General features: G+C 44.2%; 16 protein-coding genes and 1 pseudogene. 10 read left to right on the plus strand and 7 right to left on the minus strand.

Annotation, left to right across the window (positions count from 1 at the left end):
- The first annotated feature begins 81 nt into the window (after positions 1–81).
- The 3 genes from MKY19_RS11370 to MKY19_RS11380 all read left to right on the plus strand — a co-directional run bounded on the left by MKY19_RS11370 (position 82) and on the right by MKY19_RS11380 (position 2,613).
- Entirely contained in the window at positions 82–957 is an 876-nt protein-coding gene (locus MKY19_RS11370) for a VOC family protein (protein WP_339802833.1), read from the plus strand.
- A gap of 105 nt (positions 958–1,062) precedes the next feature.
- The gene (locus MKY19_RS11375) at positions 1,063–1,956 is read left to right on the plus strand and encodes a beta-1,6-N-acetylglucosaminyltransferase (protein WP_339802836.1); all 894 of its coding nucleotides are present in this window, start codon (positions 1,063–1,065) and stop codon (positions 1,954–1,956) included.
- 21 nt (positions 1,957–1,977) lie between these two features.
- Entirely contained in the window at positions 1,978–2,613 is a 636-nt protein-coding gene (locus MKY19_RS11380; protein ID WP_339802839.1) for an NAD(P)-dependent oxidoreductase, read from the plus strand.
- A 74-nt stretch (positions 2,614–2,687) separates the two neighbouring features.
- On the opposite strand, the gene MKY19_RS11385 is transcribed toward MKY19_RS11380, so the two are convergent.
- Positions 2,688–3,443 carry an MBL fold metallo-hydrolase gene (locus tag MKY19_RS11385; protein ID WP_339802842.1) on the minus strand — a complete coding sequence of 252 codons (756 nt, stop codon included), beginning with the start codon at positions 3,441–3,443 and terminating at the stop codon, positions 2,688–2,690.
- Between the two features lie 250 nt (positions 3,444–3,693).
- Here MKY19_RS11385 and MKY19_RS11390 point away from each other — a divergent pair.
- The 4 genes and pseudogenes from MKY19_RS11390 (at position 3,694) to MKY19_RS11405 (ending at position 7,389) form a co-directional block, all read left to right on the plus strand.
- Positions 3,694–5,711 (plus strand): annotated as a pseudogene (locus MKY19_RS11390) (Na+/H+ antiporter).
- 77 nt (positions 5,712–5,788) lie between these two features.
- Positions 5,789–5,992: a DIP1984 family protein gene (locus MKY19_RS11395; RefSeq protein ID WP_339804274.1), complete on the plus strand. Its 204-nt coding sequence runs from the start codon at positions 5,789–5,791 to the stop codon at positions 5,990–5,992.
- Positions 5,993–6,006: 14 nt separating this feature from the next.
- Positions 6,007–6,156 carry a hypothetical protein gene (locus MKY19_RS11400; protein WP_339802845.1) on the plus strand — a complete coding sequence of 50 codons (150 nt, stop codon included), beginning with the start codon at positions 6,007–6,009 and terminating at the stop codon, positions 6,154–6,156.
- 330 nt (positions 6,157–6,486) lie between these two features.
- A complete protein-coding gene (locus tag MKY19_RS11405; RefSeq protein WP_331281430.1) occupies positions 6,487–7,389 on the plus strand; it encodes a DegV family protein in 903 nt (300 codons plus the stop codon).
- A 90-nt stretch (positions 7,390–7,479) separates the two neighbouring features.
- Here MKY19_RS11405 and MKY19_RS11410 read toward each other — a convergent pair whose 3' ends face one another.
- From MKY19_RS11410 to MKY19_RS11425, 4 genes are all read right to left on the minus strand, one after another.
- Positions 7,480–7,905: a threonine/serine exporter family protein gene (locus tag MKY19_RS11410; RefSeq protein ID WP_042126727.1), complete on the minus strand. Its 426-nt coding sequence runs from the start codon at positions 7,903–7,905 to the stop codon at positions 7,480–7,482.
- A gap of 27 nt (positions 7,906–7,932) precedes the next feature.
- The gene (locus MKY19_RS11415; RefSeq protein WP_042187254.1) at positions 7,933–8,697 is read right to left on the minus strand and encodes a threonine/serine exporter family protein; all 765 of its coding nucleotides are present in this window, start codon (positions 8,695–8,697) and stop codon (positions 7,933–7,935) included.
- A 127-nt stretch (positions 8,698–8,824) separates the two neighbouring features.
- A complete protein-coding gene (locus MKY19_RS11420; RefSeq protein ID WP_339802848.1) occupies positions 8,825–10,087 on the minus strand; it encodes a DNA polymerase IV in 1,263 nt (420 codons plus the stop codon).
- A 95-nt stretch (positions 10,088–10,182) separates the two neighbouring features.
- Entirely contained in the window at positions 10,183–10,773 is a 591-nt protein-coding gene (locus tag MKY19_RS11425; RefSeq protein WP_339804276.1) for a YitT family protein, read from the minus strand.
- Positions 10,774–11,450: 677 nt separating this feature from the next.
- Here MKY19_RS11425 and MKY19_RS11430 point away from each other — a divergent pair.
- Positions 11,451–11,759, plus strand: a complete 309-nt coding sequence (locus tag MKY19_RS11430; RefSeq protein ID WP_042187261.1) for a hypothetical protein — start codon at positions 11,451–11,453, stop codon at positions 11,757–11,759.
- 87 nt (positions 11,760–11,846) lie between these two features.
- Here the strand turns inward: MKY19_RS11430 and MKY19_RS11435 are convergent, their stop codons facing one another.
- Together MKY19_RS11435 and MKY19_RS11440 are read right to left on the minus strand one after the other, a co-directional pair.
- Positions 11,847–14,282, minus strand: a complete 2,436-nt coding sequence (locus tag MKY19_RS11435) for a glycosyl transferase (protein ID WP_339802851.1) — start codon at positions 14,280–14,282, stop codon at positions 11,847–11,849.
- Positions 14,283–14,465: 183 nt separating this feature from the next.
- Positions 14,466–15,521 carry a LacI family DNA-binding transcriptional regulator gene (locus MKY19_RS11440; protein ID WP_042187264.1) on the minus strand — a complete coding sequence of 352 codons (1,056 nt, stop codon included), beginning with the start codon at positions 15,519–15,521 and terminating at the stop codon, positions 14,466–14,468.
- Between the two features lie 232 nt (positions 15,522–15,753).
- Here MKY19_RS11440 and MKY19_RS11445 point away from each other — a divergent pair, with 232 nt between their 5' ends.
- Together MKY19_RS11445 and MKY19_RS11450 are read left to right on the plus strand one after the other, a co-directional pair.
- The gene (locus tag MKY19_RS11445; protein WP_339802854.1) at positions 15,754–16,773 is read left to right on the plus strand and encodes an ABC transporter substrate-binding protein; all 1,020 of its coding nucleotides are present in this window, start codon (positions 15,754–15,756) and stop codon (positions 16,771–16,773) included.
- Between the two features lie 115 nt (positions 16,774–16,888).
- Positions 16,889–18,484: a helix-turn-helix domain-containing protein gene (locus MKY19_RS11450; RefSeq protein ID WP_339802857.1), complete on the plus strand. Its 1,596-nt coding sequence runs from the start codon at positions 16,889–16,891 to the stop codon at positions 18,482–18,484.
- The last annotated feature ends 1 nt before the right edge of the window (position 18,485 follow it).

Consider the following 18,485-nt stretch of genomic DNA (forward strand, 5'->3'; position numbering starts at 1 on the left):
GACAAACATATAGAAGGTAACTATACTAAAGATAGTTAATTTGTAACTGATTAAGTTACAGGAATAGTGGGAGGAAATATAATGACAACTAAAACAACACTTCATCCGGATGTAGAGATTGGTCTGGTACAAATTAGAGTAAGTAATTTAGACCGTTCGCTCACCTTTTATCAGAACGTGGTGGGGTTAAGTGTCTTGCGGCAATCTGGCCGTGAGGTGGAAATGACTGCTGACGGTCAGAATGTGTTATTGATTCTGCGGGAGATTGAGGATGCAAAGGTTCTTCGTCCGAACTCAGTGGCTGGATTGTATCATTTTGCTATCCTTGTTCCGGATCGTCCTAGCTTGGGACTCGTTGTACGCAATTTGATCGCGTTGGGAATTGAAGTGGGTCAGGGAGATCATTTGGTGAGTGAAGCACTGTATATTCAGGACCCGGATAACAACGGAATCGAAATTTATAGAGATCGTCCTAGGGATACATGGAAGTATGATGCGGAAGGGCATGTAATGATGACAACGGACCCAGTGGATGTAGATGGTTTGTTGGCGGCTTCTGAAGGTTTACAATGGAACGGGCTGCCAGCCGGAACGGTGATCGGACATGTACACTTTCATGTGGGTAATTTAACTAAGGCGAAGGAGTTCTACGTTGGTTTGCTTGGTTTTGATCTAGTAGCTAATTATGGCAGTGCGGCAATGTTTATCTCAGCAGGTGGGTATCATCACCACATTGGATTGAATATATGGGCAGGGCAAGGCGCACCTGTGGCACCTGCTGATGCAGTAGGGATTGATTATTTCACCTTACTTCTTCCGAATGAAGAGGAGCGTACGTCTGTAGTGGAGCGTGTTAAGCAGGCGGGTTACACCGTTGTTGAAGAGAATGGAGTCCCTACATTCAAAGATCCATGGAACATTGGAATCAGACTTATAGTGAAAAGTCATACGAAATAACTAATCACCAATCGAATTCACCTTTTTCTGGATAGAAAGAACTATCCATTTTTGTCCATTTATTTTATAATATTTGGAAAAAGATGGGCGGAAGGGTGAAGGTTGTTGGAATCATTCAAAATGGCGTATGTGATCCTTTGTCACAAAAATCCTGAGCAGATCAATATGCTAATCGATAGTTTAACTAATGACTCCGTCGAGTTTTTCCTACATGTCGATCAGAAGAGTGGTATTGAAGGTGATATTACTCATCGTAACGATATTCATTTTGTGAAAGAGCCTATTGATGTAAGGTGGGGACATTACAGTCAGATTGAATGTGTTTTGAAGTGTTTTGCGCTGATCAAAGAACATAAGAAATTCAATTATATCCACATCATAAGTGGTCAGGATCTGCCCTTAGCTTCCAACGAAGTTATTCTTGATTTCTTTAAGAAGAATCAGGGGAACGAATTTGTGAAGTATCAGCAATTACCAAGTACTTCTGAAACGTGGGGATGTTATGAGAGGGTGTCGGTTTATTATCCTAGATTCCTGATCTCAAGAACCAGGCGTATGGCTGCCATTAGAATGAGGTATATTAAAGCAGTAATGAACGTTCCATTCTTGCAAAGAAGGTTGGGTGTTCTGCCAAAATCGCTGTATAAAGGCTCTAACTGGATGTCTATTACAGGTGAATGTATGGAATACATCATGGAGTTTACTTCTACTTCTCCAGAGTATGTTAGATTTTTTAAGAACACATTATGTGGAGATGAAATCTTCTTCCATACGATTATTTTGAATAGTGCGTTTAAGAACAATGTACGGAGTGAAATTAAGAGGTATACAGACTGGGAAACAGGACCGGATTATCCAAGAACACTAACGATAGAAGATTATGACCGGATCACTAGTACGGGTACAGAATGCTTTTGGGGGAGAAAGTTTGATCTCGATATCGACAGAAGCATCGTTCAGGATCTCCTTGATATAAATACTAAAGTAAAAACATCGTAAACATATACAGGAGGAAATAATATGAAAATCGCAGTTGTAGGAGCAAGTGGAAAAGCCGGAAGCCGAATCACTCAGGAAGCGCTAGATAGAGGCCATGAAGTTACAGCCATTGTACGGGATGCATCGAAAGTTGCAAATCGTAAGGCAAAGGTCATCGAAAAGGATGTATTTGCACTTACCGCTGAAGATTTGAAGGGTTTTGATGTTGTTGTGAATGCTTTTGGAGCACCATTAGGACAAGAGTATCTGCATGTGGATGCCGGAAATGTGCTTATTGAAGCATTAAAGGATGCCCCTAATACAAGATTGATTGTAGTTGGAGGTGCGGGAAGTTTATATGTAGATGAAGCTAAGACGCTTAAAGTGGTAGATACCCCTGATTTCCCTGACTTTATCAAGCCAACGGCTACGAATCAAGGGAAGAACCTGGAGATCCTGCAAGGTACAGACTCGCTGTCTTGGACCTTCGTTAGTCCATCCGCTAATTTTGTAATTGGGACAAGAACGGGTTCTTATGTGAAAGGCAAAGATCATCTGCTTGTGAATTCCAAAGGTGAGAGCTATGTCAGCTATGAAGATTATGCGATTGCTATTGTAGATGAAATTGAACAGCCGCAGCATATTCGTGAACGGTTTACAGTTGTTTCGGAATCATAAGTGAATATAACGAGTAAGGACTATATATAAAAAGAAAGCAGAGCCAGATAAGGGCTCTGCTTTCTTGCATCAGTCTATTCTCTTGCTTCCGCAATTTCAGCAATCCGTTTGTTTGCGTTTCCGCGATAAATTCCGCCATGATAGCAAATGACCGTTTCAATCTCATACTCGGCGAACTTTGTCAGAGAGATTAAAGCTTGCTTCATGTCAGGCGTTGCCGAAGGAGTGGGGCCGTGCAGCTCATCGCCTTGAACGGTAAGAGCATCCGCGGCAATTAGCGTACGGCTATCATGATGGTATAGACTCAGATGTCCAGGGCTATGTCCTGGTGTATGGATAATCGTAATTCCACCGGCAAGAGGCAGTATATCCCCATCCACTATGGTTCGATCTACTCTTCCTTTAGGGGGATGAGATAACACGGATAGGAAAGCGCGGCGCCATTCCTCTGGTACATGAGGGGGGATCATGGCTTCTGCCGCAGCTAAAGCTTCAGGGGTGTGTTTAAGGAGCATTCGCTCTCCTTCAATATAAGGCTGCTCGATTTCATGAGCCAGAACTGTCAGTTCTAGACATTCTTCTGACAGTAAATCAGGTAAGCTCCCGATGTGATCTAGATCTTGATGTGTGATGATTACGGTGCGCAGTTGTTCCCAAGGCACGTGGGTTTCTTTTAGAGCTTCTTTGAATTTTGGGAGCAGGCCCGGAAATCCAGTGTCTACGAGTACAGCAGAATTTTGATCCCAGAGCAGCGTGGGGTAAATCGTGTCACTCCCGCCCATAACCTGTGCTGTAATCTCTAACATTTCTATTCCACTAGCAATATGCATATGATCCCTCCATGATTGATGATAAGAGCGATGCCGTTAGGCTAATGCATATAATACTTAAAATAAAATGTAATTTCAATAGCGTAATTTATTATTATAACATAAATAAATATTTTTGTCAATATATATCTGATGTATTTTTTGTGTAATTTCTAGGGGACATTATTGTTGAGAACTTCTATTTCTATATTTTTCCCTTACCCGAAGCTTTACGATATAATAACCAAATAAAAAAGGGAGTTGATGTGGTTTGGAGACTTTTCTAGTTGTACTCGTCCTACTGGGCCTTATCGCAATTTCCAACATCATAAACCGATTTATTCCCTTTGTGCCAATACCGTTAATTCAAATTGGTCTGGGTGTAATGGTTGTGTTAATGCCTTTGGGAATACATATGACATTGGAACCAGAGCTGTTTTCGTATTGTTTATTGCACCGCTTTTGTTCAATGATGGGAAACGGACGCCAAGAAATGAATTATGGAACTTACGGGGTCCGATATTAATGCTGGCGCTGGGATTGGTTTTTGCTACGGTGCTTATTGCTGGATATTCGATCAACTGGATGATTCCAACGATCCCGCTAGCAGCTGCATTTGCTCTGGCAGCGATCTTGTCACCTACAGATGCGGTCGCGGTCAGCGCAATCGCTGGAAGAGTGCATCTTCCTAAGAGTATTCACCGCATTCTAGAGGGCGAATCATTAATGAATGATGCTTCCGGGCTTGTTGCCTTTAACTTTGCCATTGCTGCAGCAGTTACGGGTATGTTTTCTTTACCGAAAGCCTCCATTAGCTTTGTAATTATAGCTGCAGGTGGGTTGATCGTTGGGGCATTATTGGCTTTTCTTCTGATTCGGCTAAGCGTAATTATTCGCAGACTGGGGATGGAGGATATCACAGTGCATGTGCTGCTGCAAATCCTAACTCCTTTTATTATTTATTTGATCAGTGAAGAGATAGGGGTATCTGGCATTTTGGCAGTGGTTGCAGGGGGAATTATTCATGCGGTTGAGAAGGACCGTGCCGTATCTCCGCAGTATAAGCTACAACTGGTATCCGCTAGTACATGGTCTGTTCTGCTCTATATATTGAATGGCCTGGTCTTTCTTATTCTTGGCTTATCTATTCCAGATGTTATTGAAGTGATCTACCGTGATACGGCCGTGGATAATCTTATAGTTGTAGGTTATGTATTAGCCATTACTTTGCTGCTGTTTGTACTACGGTTTGTATGGGTGTATGTGTTCTCTTTAGTAGGATCTCGTCTGCGGAAAATGGAGAAATCATCTGTTAAGTCACTATTAATCCTCACGATTTCAGGAGTGCGTGGAGCGGTTACCTTAGCCGGTGCGTTCTCGATTCCCTTTTTTCTTGGGGATGGATCGCCATTTCCTGAGCGTGATTTAATCATCTTTATCGCCGCAGGTGTTATTCTAATGTCGCTGCTGATCGCTAGTATCTTTTTGCCAATTCTAGCAGGTAAAGAAGAGCCAGTTGCCGAATCAGGTGAGACAGGAGCCGAGCAGGCGGCCAAGTCTAAAGTTATTGCTGCCGGTTTAACCATGCTGCAAAGTATGATGACAGAAGAAAGTAAGGAATCCGCACAACCGGCTTTGAGTGAATTTAGAGAAAAGGTTTATAGTCTAAACCGTGAGGACCAATCGAATGATCCAGCACTCGAGAACTTCCGCCGACTGGGTGTTGAAGCGAGGATTGTGGGTCTGCAAGCTGAACGTAAAGAACTGAACCGATTGCTAGAGAACAATAAGATTCCCGCCTCAGTGGCTCAGAAGCTGGGAGAATTCTTGGATCATAGTGAGGTCTTTCTAGCCAGAAGTCTAAATTCACAAATCAGAATATCGATTACCGAGATCAGACGACTGTTTGCGGGAATGTTCTCAGGTCAGAATGAAGGGGAAGCTAGCCAACAAATGCTGCAACAGGCTGAGTGTGCTAGAGAAGCGAAAATTGCCATGGCCCATGCTGCTATAGCTGCTATTAATGTCTGTAAGAACGAGAACAACCGAAGTGCAGCCGAGAAGGTTGCATGCAGTTATGAGCAGTTAATTTCTCGTCTGGAGCAAGGGAAAGGCTGGACAAAGGATGGGCTTGTTGATGATCAAAAGCTTGAAATGAAGCTGAAAGCCATTCAAGAGCAGCGGGATAAGGTGCAGCAAATGTATCAGGATGGAACCATTAACCGCAAGCTAGCTGGTAAATTACGCAAGTTCGTAGATCATTTAGAGACATCGATTTGGGAGGATTAGCTGTGCTGAACACCACGGCATTTTTTCACACGAACCTTATTCGCTAGCTATCAGAAAATTTTTGGGGGAATCCAGATCTGAAATTTGCGGAAGCGTTAGTGAATCGAAGTGATCTAACCCGTAAAATCGCGCAGCTAAAACAGCGGCTGGAGCGAGTCGTTAAAGTTCAAGAGGGTGAGGAGCCGCCTGAACAACCTGAAGCTCTTTTGCAGGAGTTAGAAAGAGCTGTGAATGAGCAGACGATTTTGATCCGAGTGATCAATCGATCGCCGATGCGCTAGCGGAACGGGACAAAATGATACAGCTACGCAAGCTGTTTAGCGATTTGCTTGAACAGACTTCCATTACTCAGGATCGTTACAGTCGCTCGGAGGTTCGTTTTCAAAGAACGGTAGATGTCGCTCAGATTCAGAAGCAGATGGATGAGTTGAAGTTGGAAAACTGACAGATGCCGGGAACGGGGATATTTTTGCTGTGGTTTAGCTTTTTCATAACATGAAGTGGCTCTATTAGGATAGGTATATTCGTCATATATAATGTGAAAAAATGTCGAATAATGTTGAATTAAATGGATTGAAATTTGCATGAAAGACCTGTTTTGCCTATATTAACGCTTGTTATCCTGTATAATTTACGAATACGCGGATTACTTAACCGCTGTTCAATTCTTAAGTTGATTATTCAGGATGAGCGTGTGATTCACTGGTCTGGAATTCTTGGCCCTTGTCTCCTCATTCATTCTACTATTCCTTTTTATGAGAGAGAGAAGTGACAAATGACCATGAAATCAATTGCCTGGGTAACCGACAGTACAAGTATCATAGATCCGGAGTTCGCTAAGAATAATCATGTATATATTATTCCGTTACGGATTATTATTAACAACGAATGTTATAAAGAGAATATAGATATTACGATCGATGACTTCTATGAGAAAATGCGCCAGCATGAAAAGGTAGGCAGCTCACAGCCTCCAATCGGTGAGTTTATTGAGCTATACGAACGGTTGAAGGAAGAATACGATGAAATTATTGCTGTACATCTTTCTTCAGAGCTCAGTGGCACTTACAATGCTTCGATGCAAGGCGCCGAAATAGCGGAGGCCAATGTAATTGGAATTGATGCCAAGGTTGGCGCTTATCCAATCCGAGAAATGATCATGCGCGGTATACATTGGCAGAAGAAGGGTCTTTCTGGATTAGAAATTAAAGCGAAGATTGAAAATATTATTGAGAATATGTCCTTTTACTTAATTCCTGCAAGCTTGACACAGCTTCATCGCAGTGGACGTGTTTCTGGATCACAATTTGTACTTAGCCAATTGCTGCGTATAAACTTGCTGCTTCGTTTTGACGAAGGGAAGGTCGTTGTTGTGGAGAAAATCCGTACAATGAAGAAGACGCAACAAGCGCTTTTGGAGATATTTAAACAGGATGTAGGGCTTGTTAGTGATGTATGTATCATGCATTCGAATAATTTAGAGATGGCACTCAAGCTAGAAGAGGACATCAAAGCAATGGCGCCTGACATACGAACTGAGATTATGACCTATATTCCTGCTGTGGCTGTTCATGCGGGTGAGGGTACTGTAGGGCTGTCCTGGATCAAGAACACTAGCATCAATAGTATTCATCCGGGTGCTGCGCCCTTAGTCTTCCCTGAAGCGTTATTTGCATAGAGATGAACAAAGAAATCGCTCCTTGGGAGATGGATGGGTGACCACCATTGTACCAACAGGCGATTTCTTTTTTTTTGAAGAAGGATGCTGTTATTTGATTGCACGACGACGGAACATTTGTCCAATTACATCACTTAGCACAAGTCCAGCTGCAATGGCTCCAGAGAGCATTAATGCCCGAACAGCGATTTCAACAGCCAGAGTATAGTCCTCTTCCACAAATTTACGCATAGCATCGTAAGCGAGACCACCCGGAACAAGCGGGATAATACCACCTACACTAAAAATAATAACCGGCATTTTGAAGGATCGCGCAAAAAATTGGCTGACGATGCCCACTATTACACTAGCTGCAAACGTAGCTACAACAGGCCCGAACTCTACATTAAGAAGCACATACACCATCCAGCCCACCATTCCGGCAAAACCACACTGTAGTAGTGAGCGCTTAGGCGCATTAAATAGAATACAGAAGGTTGCCGCGGCGATAAAACTGGTTATAAGTTGCAAAATCATGAAGGGCTAACCTCTTTCACATGGATATTAAAATAGTGATAGTACAAGCCCGATACCTGTACCGATCGCAAATGCAGTTAGAAAGGCATCGGCTCCCTTGGATATGCCTGAGACCAGATGACCGGCCATCAGATCACGAACGGCATTAGTAATGAGTAGTCCGGGTACTAGAGGCATAACGGAGCCGATAATGATTTTGTCCATCTCTTGACCAATCCCCAGCTTTACAGAACAGAAGGCTAGAAGTCCGATCAGGAAGGAAGCAGAAAACTCTGCGAAGAATTTAGTCTGCACTAAACGATGCAGATAAATGACCGCAGCGAAGCCCAGTCCGGAAATCGGCAAGGCGGGGAGCGCATCCCACAAACTGCCTTTAAACATAACGGTGAAGCAAGCACCAGTAAGGGCGGCTGCTAAGATCTGCAGCCATACGGGATAGACAGGTGAGGCTTCATCGACTTCTCCTAATTTTGCACGAGCTTCCTCAGCTGTAATCTGACGTTCGCTTAGACGCCGAGAAATGTCATTGACCTCCGATACCTTCTGCAGATCTGTTGTTCGCTCCGCAATTCTGTATAACTTAACAGGTTCTATTCTATTTGTGGTGAACATAATAACGGTTGGCGTCACATAGCTATGTGCTCCTGGGAACCCGAGAGATCCTGCCATTCGTGTCATCGTATCTTCAACTCTGGATGTTTCTGCACCATTCTGCAGCATGATCTTGCCAGCAAGAAGACAGAGATCAACGATTTCATAATACGTAGTGTTAGTGTTGCTCGTGCTATCCAACTTCTCCGGTCCTCCTCTGGAATGTGATTATCTATGTTTACATATTTCGATTGTCGCTTCATCTACGTGAAAATAACAACCCCAATATAGCATTATAAACGATATGGTGTGTATTTTAATATAGTTTTTATTTATAGTGTCCGCCGATCTTTCCAGATCTGTCCTTAAGCTGCCCGGCATCTGTAAAAGAAGCTGCTCGCCCAATGATCGTCTCCCCATATTTATTCTTGAGGGCATCGGTCGCCCGTTCGAGTTCACGATAGCGAGGGCGAGACTCAAATAGGGTTAGCTGGTACTGGCTTTCGTCAGATAGATTGGACAGGCTTAAGTGGATTCTACGCACAGGCTGACCGTCCCAGTGGAGCTTGAAGAGAGAAAGAGCTGCCTCATATACCAGCAGGGTGGCATTTGTAGGATCGCTCATTGTAGTCTGTCTTGAGAAGCCTGTGGGGTCATCAAAGCTGGCACCTTGGCAGCCGATAGACACGACTGCACCATGTACTTTCAATTTGCGGCAACGTCTACATACAAGCTCAGATAGCTCAAGAATGATGGTCTTAATATCTTTCAGCTTATAGTAATCCCTTGGCAGCGTCATTTGGTGCCCGACACTCTTGGGTGCGACTTCATAGGTGCTTGGGCTCACGGGGCTGTCATCGATGCCATTGGCTATCCGCCAATATAGCTCGGCGTCGATATCACATTTTTTGTGAAATTTCTCCCGCATGCGCCATTTTAGCTCGCTTAGCGGCATCTGTGCCAAATGGCCAATCGTCGTAATACCCATACTTTGGAAGTGGGCGGACATACGGCGACCTACCATGAACAGCTCGCTAATGGGGAGGGGCCAGAGCACATTCGGAAGCTCCTCGTGTGCGAGGGTGAATATACCATCCCCGTTCTTCTTGGCCCACAGGTCGCAAGCCATTTTGGCGGTAACCTTGGAATATCCTATGCCGATGCGCGCACGCACACCTGTGTTTCTACGAATTAGATCCTGAATGGCGGTAGCGATCTCCCTTGGACTGCCAAATAAGCTGAGGCTACCGCTGACATCAATAAACTGTTCATCGATAGAATAGGGTTCTACCTGGTCACTAAATTTGCGTAGAATGTCCGTGATTTGGGAGGAGACATCGATATATTGCTGCATATGTGGTCTGACCACGATGACTTCGGGGCATTTTGCCAGCGCTTCCTTCAACGTCTCGGCGGTAGTAATGCCAAAAGATTTGGCTATAGGACAGGCAGCGAGCACAATACCGCTCCGTCGGGCGGGGTCTCCGGCGACGATAAGTGGCTTGTTGCTGTACTGCGGATTAGAGGCTTTCTCCACGGAGGCATAGAAGCTTTGGCAATCGGATAGCATAATGACACGCTCTTTATTCATAGGTTCACACGCTCCAGGTGAGGTAGAAATACGTTAGATGTTTTCTCATTATTATAATACGAACATATGATCGTGTATATTCATATTTATTTCCATTATTTTGTTTCGAGTGTGCACAGACCTGTAGCCACCCCTCCAGAGACAATCGTGAGGATGGAGTGGAAGAAGGTTTCTTTAGAAATCAGGAGTCCCCCAGCGCCGATAATCATAAAGTCGGTCAAAAAAATGATGAATCCAAGGTTAAGAGGGACATACCTTTTTATAAATTGAGCGAGCAGATCGGTGCCACCCGTACTTGCTTTAAACCGCAGCATAATCCCAAGTCCTGTTCCCATCAAAAAACCGCCAATAATGGCGCTAGAAATGGAACCAAACTCAAAATAATATAGAAAGTGATATTGGAAAGGACCGAGAAGCTCGATCAGAAATGATGAGATCAATAGGCCGAGTACACTGTTGTAAAAGATATCGCGTTCCTTTAACCAAGCGAGCAGAAAGATAGGAAAGCTGCAGAGAATTATAGCTACGCCAATTTTAGCGGCGGATAAATAATTAATAATGAGGGCTATCCCTATTATTCCCCCATCCAGGATTTTATATGGTACGAGAAAAAAATTAGTTCCCGTAGCAACGAGTAAGCTTCCTAAAAGAATGATAAGGTATCTTAATGGCCGCATATTTAACATCTCCACATTAAAGGCATGTCTATAAATATGCTTGTCACTTCCAAAAAATTGCAGTTGAACAAAAAAACCTGATTATGAATCAGGCTTAAAAAGTCTTATGTTACATAGTATGTGAGGGATAGGGGGTTCCTACCACTCAAAAGAATCCAATTAACTAGCGAGACAGACATCATACGGACTCAGGAGACCTAGACCTGCCATTTCTATCGATTCTTACGCTCTGGTTCTCATGCTTTAATTCTCACACATTTAATACTCACTCAACCATTCCATCCACGCCGTTCACCAAACCACAGAAAACCTGCAAAAGTACAGTTTTTTAAAGCAATATCATCTTTATAAAGTCCAAAGCCTGCAAAAGTGCAGTATTTTCCATGCTTAAGGGCTCAAAGCTACTTTTGAAACGAAAATTACTGCAGATTTGCAGGAATCAGTGCTGTAGCGATCCTTTCATCTTAGAAAAATGTACTTTTGCAGGTTTTTTCGCCATATCGAGTGTTTGGGCAATTGAAGTTCCCTTATTCGTGGGCAATATCTCCTTACGTGAGAACCTCTATGCTGTTAGCGCAGAAACAACTTTAAAGTTTAGGATAGCAGGGATTTACGCTTTATTGTATGCTATATTTGATCGGGACAAGGTAGCTGATCATTTTACAGAAAATATTGGAGGCATCACAATGAGCAAACGTTATCGAATTACACGAGCTATGCAAAATGATGGAGGTTCAACACAAACCATATCTTTAGAAGAGTGCAAGCAGTATTTCGCATCCAAACCTGATTTCACCTATACATCAGTTTATACAGTAGCAGGCGCCACTACGATGTCCATTGAGGGAGATTTCTTTATGTGGAGCTTTGGTGATACTACAATCCCATTTAGGCATTATCAAGGGGATATTTACGTTTCTGGAAATAATGAAGCTGTGATCCCGAGAATGCTTGAGGTTGCGAGTGATTTAAGAGCAGATGTTGTGGAAGGGTAAAAAAAAGACCCCTGAAGAGTTCAGGAGTCATCCAGCGTTAATTATAGATCCGCCCAATCGTTCAAGTGAACGGTTGAGCGGATTTTTTTAACCCAGTTCTACAACTACTTGGTGTACAGCACCGTCTCCAACTGGAGCAATGATGTTACCTTCTACAGCTGTGCCATCCAGGGTAAGACTAACTACACCTTTGGATACATGGTTTGAGTTTTTGATTTGAATCACATAAGTATCTCCACGGAAGACACGTGTGATTTCAAAGCTATCCCATTCAGTAGGAATACAAGGATCGATCTTCAGACCATTGAAATCCGCTTGGATACCAAGGATCGATTGAGTGATGGCTACATAGTTCCATGCAGCAGTACCAGTCAACCAGGAGTTTTTAGCTTCCCCGTGACGAACGGCATCTTTACCTGCGATCATTTGGGAGTAGACATAAGGCTCTGTGCGGTGAATTTCGCTGATATCCTCCAGGTAAGCAGGAGCAATTTTTGCGTAAATTTCAAACGCTCTGTCGCCATGTCCAAGTACAGTTTCAGCGATCATGATCCAAGGGTTATTATGGCAGAAAATACCGGCATTTTCTTTGTAGCCCGGAGGGTACGTAGAAATTTCACCCAGGTTCAGATAGTACTTGGAATACGGTGGCTGTTGCAATACGATACCGTATTTAGTATCCAAATGCTCTTGTACGGATGATAGAGCTTTTTCAGCTTGACCATTTTCCACACCGATACCGGCCATTACGCAGATCCCTTGTGGTTCGATGAAGATTTTACCTTCTTCATTTTCTTTGGAACCGACCTTGTCGCCATAGTGATCATAAGCACGCAGGAACCAATCGCCATCGAAGCCGTGCGTCAATGTGATTTCTTTCATGTTGTCAATCTTAGCTTCTGCATCCACAGCTACATCGTTAAGTCCGCGCATCCGGCAGATTTCAGCATAGTCCGGTCCAACGAAGACGAACAGACCCGCGATAAATACAGATTCCGCAACGCGACCTTCGATGTTGGCAGTAGTTTGGAAAGATTCACCCGGCTCAGTAGAGAAGCAGTTGAGGTTCAAGCAGTCATTCCAGTCTGCGCGCCCGATCAGTGGCAAACCGTGAGGTCCGAGATTATTAGTCACATGCTCAAAGGAACGTTTCAAGTGCTCGAACAGCGTAGCGGTGTTATTCGGATCGCTGTCAAAAGGAACCTGCTCATCAAGAATCGAGGTATCGCCAGTTTCTTTAATGTAAGCAGCCGTTCCTAGGATCAACCAAAGCGGATCATCGTTAAAGCCGGTGCCGACTTCGTTGTTACCTTTTTTAGTGAGTGGTTGGTATTGGTGATAGGCACTGCCATCTTCAAATTGTGTAGCCGCGATATCGAGAATACGTTCTTTAGCACGTTCAGGAATTTGATGAACAAATCCGAGCAAGTCTTGGTTAGAATCACGGAAGCCCATACCACGGCCAATACCGGATTCAAAGTAGGAAGCAGAACGGGACATGTTGAAGGTAACCATACATTGATATGGATTCCAGATGTTAACCATGCGATCCAGTTTCTCGTCGCCGCTTTGGATTTGATATTTAGACAGCAGGTTATCCCAGTGAGCAGCAAGTGCAGCGAGTGCAGCATCTACTTGAGCATCTGTAGCAAATTGTGCGATCATAGCTTCTGCTGGTTTTTTGTTGATTACATTCAAGGATTCCCATTTATCTTCTTCATGGTTCTCGATGTAGCCGAGTACAAAGATGAAGCTTTGTTCTTCACCTGGTTCAAGCGTAATGTTAAGTGCGTGTGATCCGATAGGGGACCAACCGCTAGCTACGGAGTTAGTAGGTTCGCCTGCAACTACAGCTTGTGGGCTTTCCAGACCGTTGTACATCCCTACGAAAGCTTCACGATCAGTATCGAAACCAGCGATTTCTTTATTTACGGAGTAGAAAGCATAGTGATTTCTGCGCTCACGATATTCAGTTTTGTGATAGATAACGGAATCCTTCACTTCAACCTCACCGGTGCTGAGATTGCGTTGGAAGTTAGTCATATCATCTTGTGCATTCCAGAGACAGAACTCTGCAAAAGAGAACAGTTTCACGGATTTTTTAGCGGAGCCCGTGTTCTTCACTACAAGACGATGTACTTCTGCATTATGACCCATAGGGACAAAAGCAAGCTGGTTCACAGAAATTCCGTTCCGTTCGCCAGTAATGGAAGTGTAGCCAAGACCGTGACGGCATTCGTAGAAGTCGAGATCACGTTTTACTGGCATCCAGCCTGGGGTCCAGAAATCACCATCATCATAAAGATAGTAGTAGCGGCCGCCGGTATCCAGTGGGATATTGTTATAACGGTAACGGGTCAATCTTCTGAGACGAGCATCTCTATAGAAGGTGTAGCCACCAGCTGTATTGGAAATAAGTCCGAAAAATTGCTCATTACCAAGATAGTTAATCCAAGGGTAAGGGGTTTTAGGTGTGTTAATTACATACTCTTTTCGAGTGTCGTCAAAGGTTCCGAATTTCATGTGAGAAAGTCTCCTTTCGATTGTGAACGCGCGTTTATAAGTTTCAGAAAAAATTCCCTCGAGGGAAGGGAGTTTTTTCAATGCTTTTAAGCAGGACAATTAAAGCAGTAGTTTCGATACCGAATCAAATAGCAGCTTCACGGAAAAATATGTAGATTTCTTCAGCGAAGGATTGATCTTAAGCTATTTCTTCGGCGGTTGACAGGAATCTCTCTCCACTAAACGAGCTGGAAAGCTGATCGTGCTAAACGTCGGCTGCTGTGAATCGCACAGCTCGATTACTTTTTCAACTGCAGCCTTAGACATTTCATAGATCGGCAAGCGTACAGAGGTCAGCTTAGGCTGAATACGGGATGCTAGCTGAATGTCATCAAATCCAACCATGGAGAGATCTTCAGGGACAATGATTCCGTGTTCGGAGAACGCTTCCATCGCTGATATAGCCATATCATCGTTGGAGGAGAAGAAGGCCGTTGGCAAAGGTTCTCCAGAAGCAAGGAGCTTCTTAACCTCTTCGTAAGCAGTCTCTTTCAGAAAATCACCTTTCAGAATAAATCTCTCATTTACAGGCAGGCCATGTTTCTTCAGCGTATCTTCATAAGCCGTATAACGCTCTCGTCCAGAGTACGTATTCATTTGCCCACAGATGATGCCAATCTCTTGATGACCCAGAGAGATCAAATATTCAATCGCTTCTGTGGTGCCCTCGTAATCTTTGGAGTTCACAATGGCCAGATGATTGCGGTCAAGATGCTCCGACATAATCTCAGAAATATCATAATCAATTAATACGAGAGGAGAGTCGAGCCCTACCATTTCTCGGACGATATTAATATCCTTCTGAGTGCCGACAATGATACCGCCGTCAATCCGTTTTTGAAGAAAAGCTTGCTTTACCTTGATGAAATCGTCGGGAGAGTAAACCGTATGAATCAGTACATAACATCCGCGGGCATTCGAGGTGTCGACTACGGCATCAACGAATGGAGCAAAGTAATTGTTCTGATAAATTCGGGTAGTATTCTCCTTCTCGTTCATACTGATGGCGAAGAGTCCGATCGTATCGGTCTTCTTACCGGCTAAAGCCCTTGCAAAGCTGTTCGGTTCGTACTGATGTTGCTCAATCACCCGCAGCACTTTGGCCCGGGTCTCTTCAGGGACGTTGGAATAATTGTTGATTACGCGGGATACCGTACTTCGGGAAACCCCGGCCAACTTAGCTATATCTTCGCTGCGCATGTTTCCCCTCTTTTCATAAACGCGCGTTTATGAGTTTATTGTAAGCGAAAGCATTGTATAAATCAATCGTAAATAATAAGAAATTTGTGAAGAAGGGAAGAAACTAGTTAATAGTTTGTATAAGATTTTTGCAGAGAAAGTGCATTGAAAGCTATAAAAGTCATGCTACTATTGTGATAATGATTATTGAGAATGATAATCAATGAAAATATAGCATTGGAGTGAAGGGATAATGGTAAGATGGGGTCGGAAGTTTTTATGGTCAGCAGTACTTATTATGGCATTGACCGCGCTGGCGGCATGCGGAACGAATAGCACTACTACGAAAGATAATGTAGCTAAAACAGAGAATGCAGAGGAATCAACCTCAGATAGCAGCACACCGAGCGAAGGAAGTGGAAATGCTTCGGAAGAGGTTGCAACTCGGACGATTACAGGGGAATTCGGAGATGTTGAGATTCCAGTCAACCCTAAACGGGTGGCCGGGATTTACCTTGAAGATTATTTGAAGGCATTGGGGATTACCCCGGTGGTTCAGTGGTATCATCCAAGCTGGGGCAAACAGGATTACTTAAATCTCGATGTTCCAGAATTTGATATCACCGGAAGCTTGGAAGCGTTGTTGGAGAAAGACCCTGACTTGATTATTGCGGACGGAGGCGCGGATGCGACTAGGTACGAACAATATTCCAAGATAGCACCAACGTATCGTCTCCCTGAGGCGGCGCTGCAGGACTCAAGACAAGTGCTTACAGCGATTGCAGATGCGCTCGGTATTCCGGAGAAGGCTGAGGCTGTGCTCGCCGAGTATGATCAGAAAGTGGCAGATGGAAAAGCTAAACTGCAACAGGCTCTGGGGCAAGAAAAAGTAGCAGTGATCCGGCTCAACGTAGCGGATAAGACCTTTGCTTTGTTCGGTGTTAAAAACCGTTTTATCGGTGTGATTTATTCTCAATTTGGCCTGACACCCGTGCCTATGGCTGCAGAAATGACCGAATATCAATCTATTATTTCCGAAGAGCTTATTCCTCAGCTCGAAGCGGATCATATCATCGTATTCCCTGACAACGGGGGCTGGGATACTGAAGGGAATCAGGAAGCGATCCAAATTCTTGATGGGCCGCTGTGGAAGAGCCTGCCCGCAGTGAAGAACGGGAATGTTTATAGAATGGAACGTTCCCACTGGCAGACTGGTGCCATCACGGCCAATTCGATGAAGCTTGATGACCTGCTGGAAGCTATGGTGAAATAAATGGCAGCCGCCTTGAAGGAATAGCAAAAAGAAGGTCTATCAGCACCCTTGATAGACCTTCTTTTTTGTTTTACACTGAATTGAATGAAAATGGTTCTCAATTGGGGGCGGGAGAATGGCAAAAGATTTGCAAGACAGCAATAGAAGGAAGCTATTCTATAGCTTGATAAATATAGAAACCCAATCCCTGTCAGGAAGCGGACAGTGTGAGGTGTTTCAGGATCATACACTACTCATTGTATCGGAAGGACAGGGGTATGTTGAGGCTGAGTTGAGGCAGTTTCCACTGGAAAAAGGTACTGGGTTCTTGTTCGAACCAGGGTTATTAAGCAATATCAATGCCGAGGAGCGGGGGCTTAGCTTTTATCGGCTTACTTTTGAAATCATCGAAACCGGGAAAAATAGGCAGAGTGAAATAGAAAGAAGGACTAAAGAGGATATCCTTCGATCTGGTTTGTTAAGCGTTAGACCCTTTTCACAATGTAAATTACTGCTAGAGGCTATCTACCATAGCCGTAGAAGCACAGATGAGATCGAATGGTTCGCAGGCCATACGCGCTTTCAGGAGCTGCTGCTGCTAATCATGCGTGCAAATTCCTCTTTCGTTCAGGTCACGGGTGATAATGAGGCAATACAGCGTTCCATTCACTATATGGAGGAGCATTATAACCAAGCCGTAACCGTCGATCAGTTGGCTGAAGTTGCAGGTATTACACGTGCGCGTTATACACAAACATTTAAAGAGGTGACAGGGAGGGTTCCCTTGGAGCATTTGAACGGGCTTCGTATCGAAAGAGCGCAGCAGCAGCTACTGCTGACGAATGACCGTATGCATGATATCGCGGTATCCGTCGGATATAGTAATGAGTATTATTTTAATCGGCGTTTTAAAAGATCGGTGGGTGTTACTCCAGGCCAATACAGAAGCTTCCATCAGGATGGATTGAGGGTGTTTGCTCCTTTTTTGGAAGATTATCTATTGGCTCTGGATATTACGCCTGTGGCGCAATATTCTCACGCCGAGTGGGGGAAACAAGAGTACTTGGCTCTCCACGATGTGCCTGAGGTAGATATTTCGACTCGTAATTGGCAGGAGCTCTCCCGGTATACGCCCGAATTGATCTTGCTGGATAATGGCTTTCATCGTTGGCATCTGGAGGAGTGCAGCCGGATCGCTCCGTTGTTCAAGCTACCTGTTCATCAAGAGGATTGGCGTGCCACATTGTATTCCGCAGCAGCAGTCTTTGGCAGAACGGAACGTGTCCAGGAAGTGATCGACAATTATGAGCATCAGGCACAGCAAGCCAAGCAGCTGCTTACCCGGTCCGTCCATAGTCAGACCATAGCTTGTTTAAGAATCTCAGTCTACGGAATCACTCTCTATGGATGTGAGCATTTGGGGTATACAGGAAGCGTGCTTCATCATGATTTGGGTTTGCAACCCCATAGCTTGGTTCGGAAGTTGACCCGTGGAAAGAATCGGGTGAACCTGACAAAAGAAGAGCTTGCCAATCTGACTGCGGATCATTTGTTTATTACCTTTGATCAGCTTGAAGGGGGAGGACGGGAACTGCTGGATACACAACTCTGGCGCAACTTGCCTGCTGTACGTAACGGCAGCGTATATGAGGTGGATTTCATGGCCTGGATGAATTACGGCGTATTGTCGCATCAGCGTAAGATTGAGGATGTATTAAGAGCGTTAGGATAAG

The sequence above is a fragment of the Paenibacillus sp. FSL R5-0744 genome, from assembly GCF_037972555.1.
Taxonomy (GTDB): Bacteria; Bacillota; Bacilli; order Paenibacillales; family Paenibacillaceae; genus Paenibacillus_AQ.

Excerpts from the sequence above, each read along its gene's own strand:
- MKY19_RS11440 (WP_042187264.1), bottom strand. The coding sequence starts at position 15,521 with ATGCGCAGCGAAGATATAGCTAAGTTGGCCGGGGTTTCCCGAAGTACG.
- MKY19_RS11380 (WP_339802839.1), top strand. The coding sequence starts at position 1,978 with ATGAAAATCGCAGTTGTAGGAGCAAGTGGAAAAGCCGGAAGCCGAATC.
- MKY19_RS11445 (WP_339802854.1), top strand. The coding sequence starts at position 15,754 with ATGGTAAGATGGGGTCGGAAGTTTTTATGGTCAGCAGTACTTATTATG.
- MKY19_RS11405 (WP_331281430.1), top strand. The coding sequence starts at position 6,487 with ATGACCATGAAATCAATTGCCTGGGTAACCGACAGTACAAGTATCATA.
- MKY19_RS11410 (WP_042126727.1), bottom strand. The coding sequence starts at position 7,905 with ATGATTTTGCAACTTATAACCAGTTTTATCGCCGCGGCAACCTTCTGT.
- MKY19_RS11420 (WP_339802848.1), bottom strand. The coding sequence starts at position 10,087 with ATGAATAAAGAGCGTGTCATTATGCTATCCGATTGCCAAAGCTTCTAT.
- MKY19_RS11385 (WP_339802842.1), bottom strand. The coding sequence starts at position 3,443 with ATGCATATTGCTAGTGGAATAGAAATGTTAGAGATTACAGCACAGGTT.
- MKY19_RS11425 (WP_339804276.1), bottom strand. The coding sequence starts at position 10,773 with ATGTTAAATATGCGGCCATTAAGATACCTTATCATTCTTTTAGGAAGC.
- MKY19_RS11430 (WP_042187261.1), top strand. The coding sequence starts at position 11,451 with ATGAGCAAACGTTATCGAATTACACGAGCTATGCAAAATGATGGAGGT.
- MKY19_RS11400 (WP_339802845.1), top strand. The coding sequence starts at position 6,007 with ATGATACAGCTACGCAAGCTGTTTAGCGATTTGCTTGAACAGACTTCC.
- MKY19_RS11370 (WP_339802833.1), top strand. The coding sequence starts at position 82 with ATGACAACTAAAACAACACTTCATCCGGATGTAGAGATTGGTCTGGTA.
- MKY19_RS11450 (WP_339802857.1), top strand. The coding sequence starts at position 16,889 with ATGGCAAAAGATTTGCAAGACAGCAATAGAAGGAAGCTATTCTATAGC.
- MKY19_RS11435 (WP_339802851.1), bottom strand. The coding sequence starts at position 14,282 with ATGAAATTCGGAACCTTTGACGACACTCGAAAAGAGTATGTAATTAAC.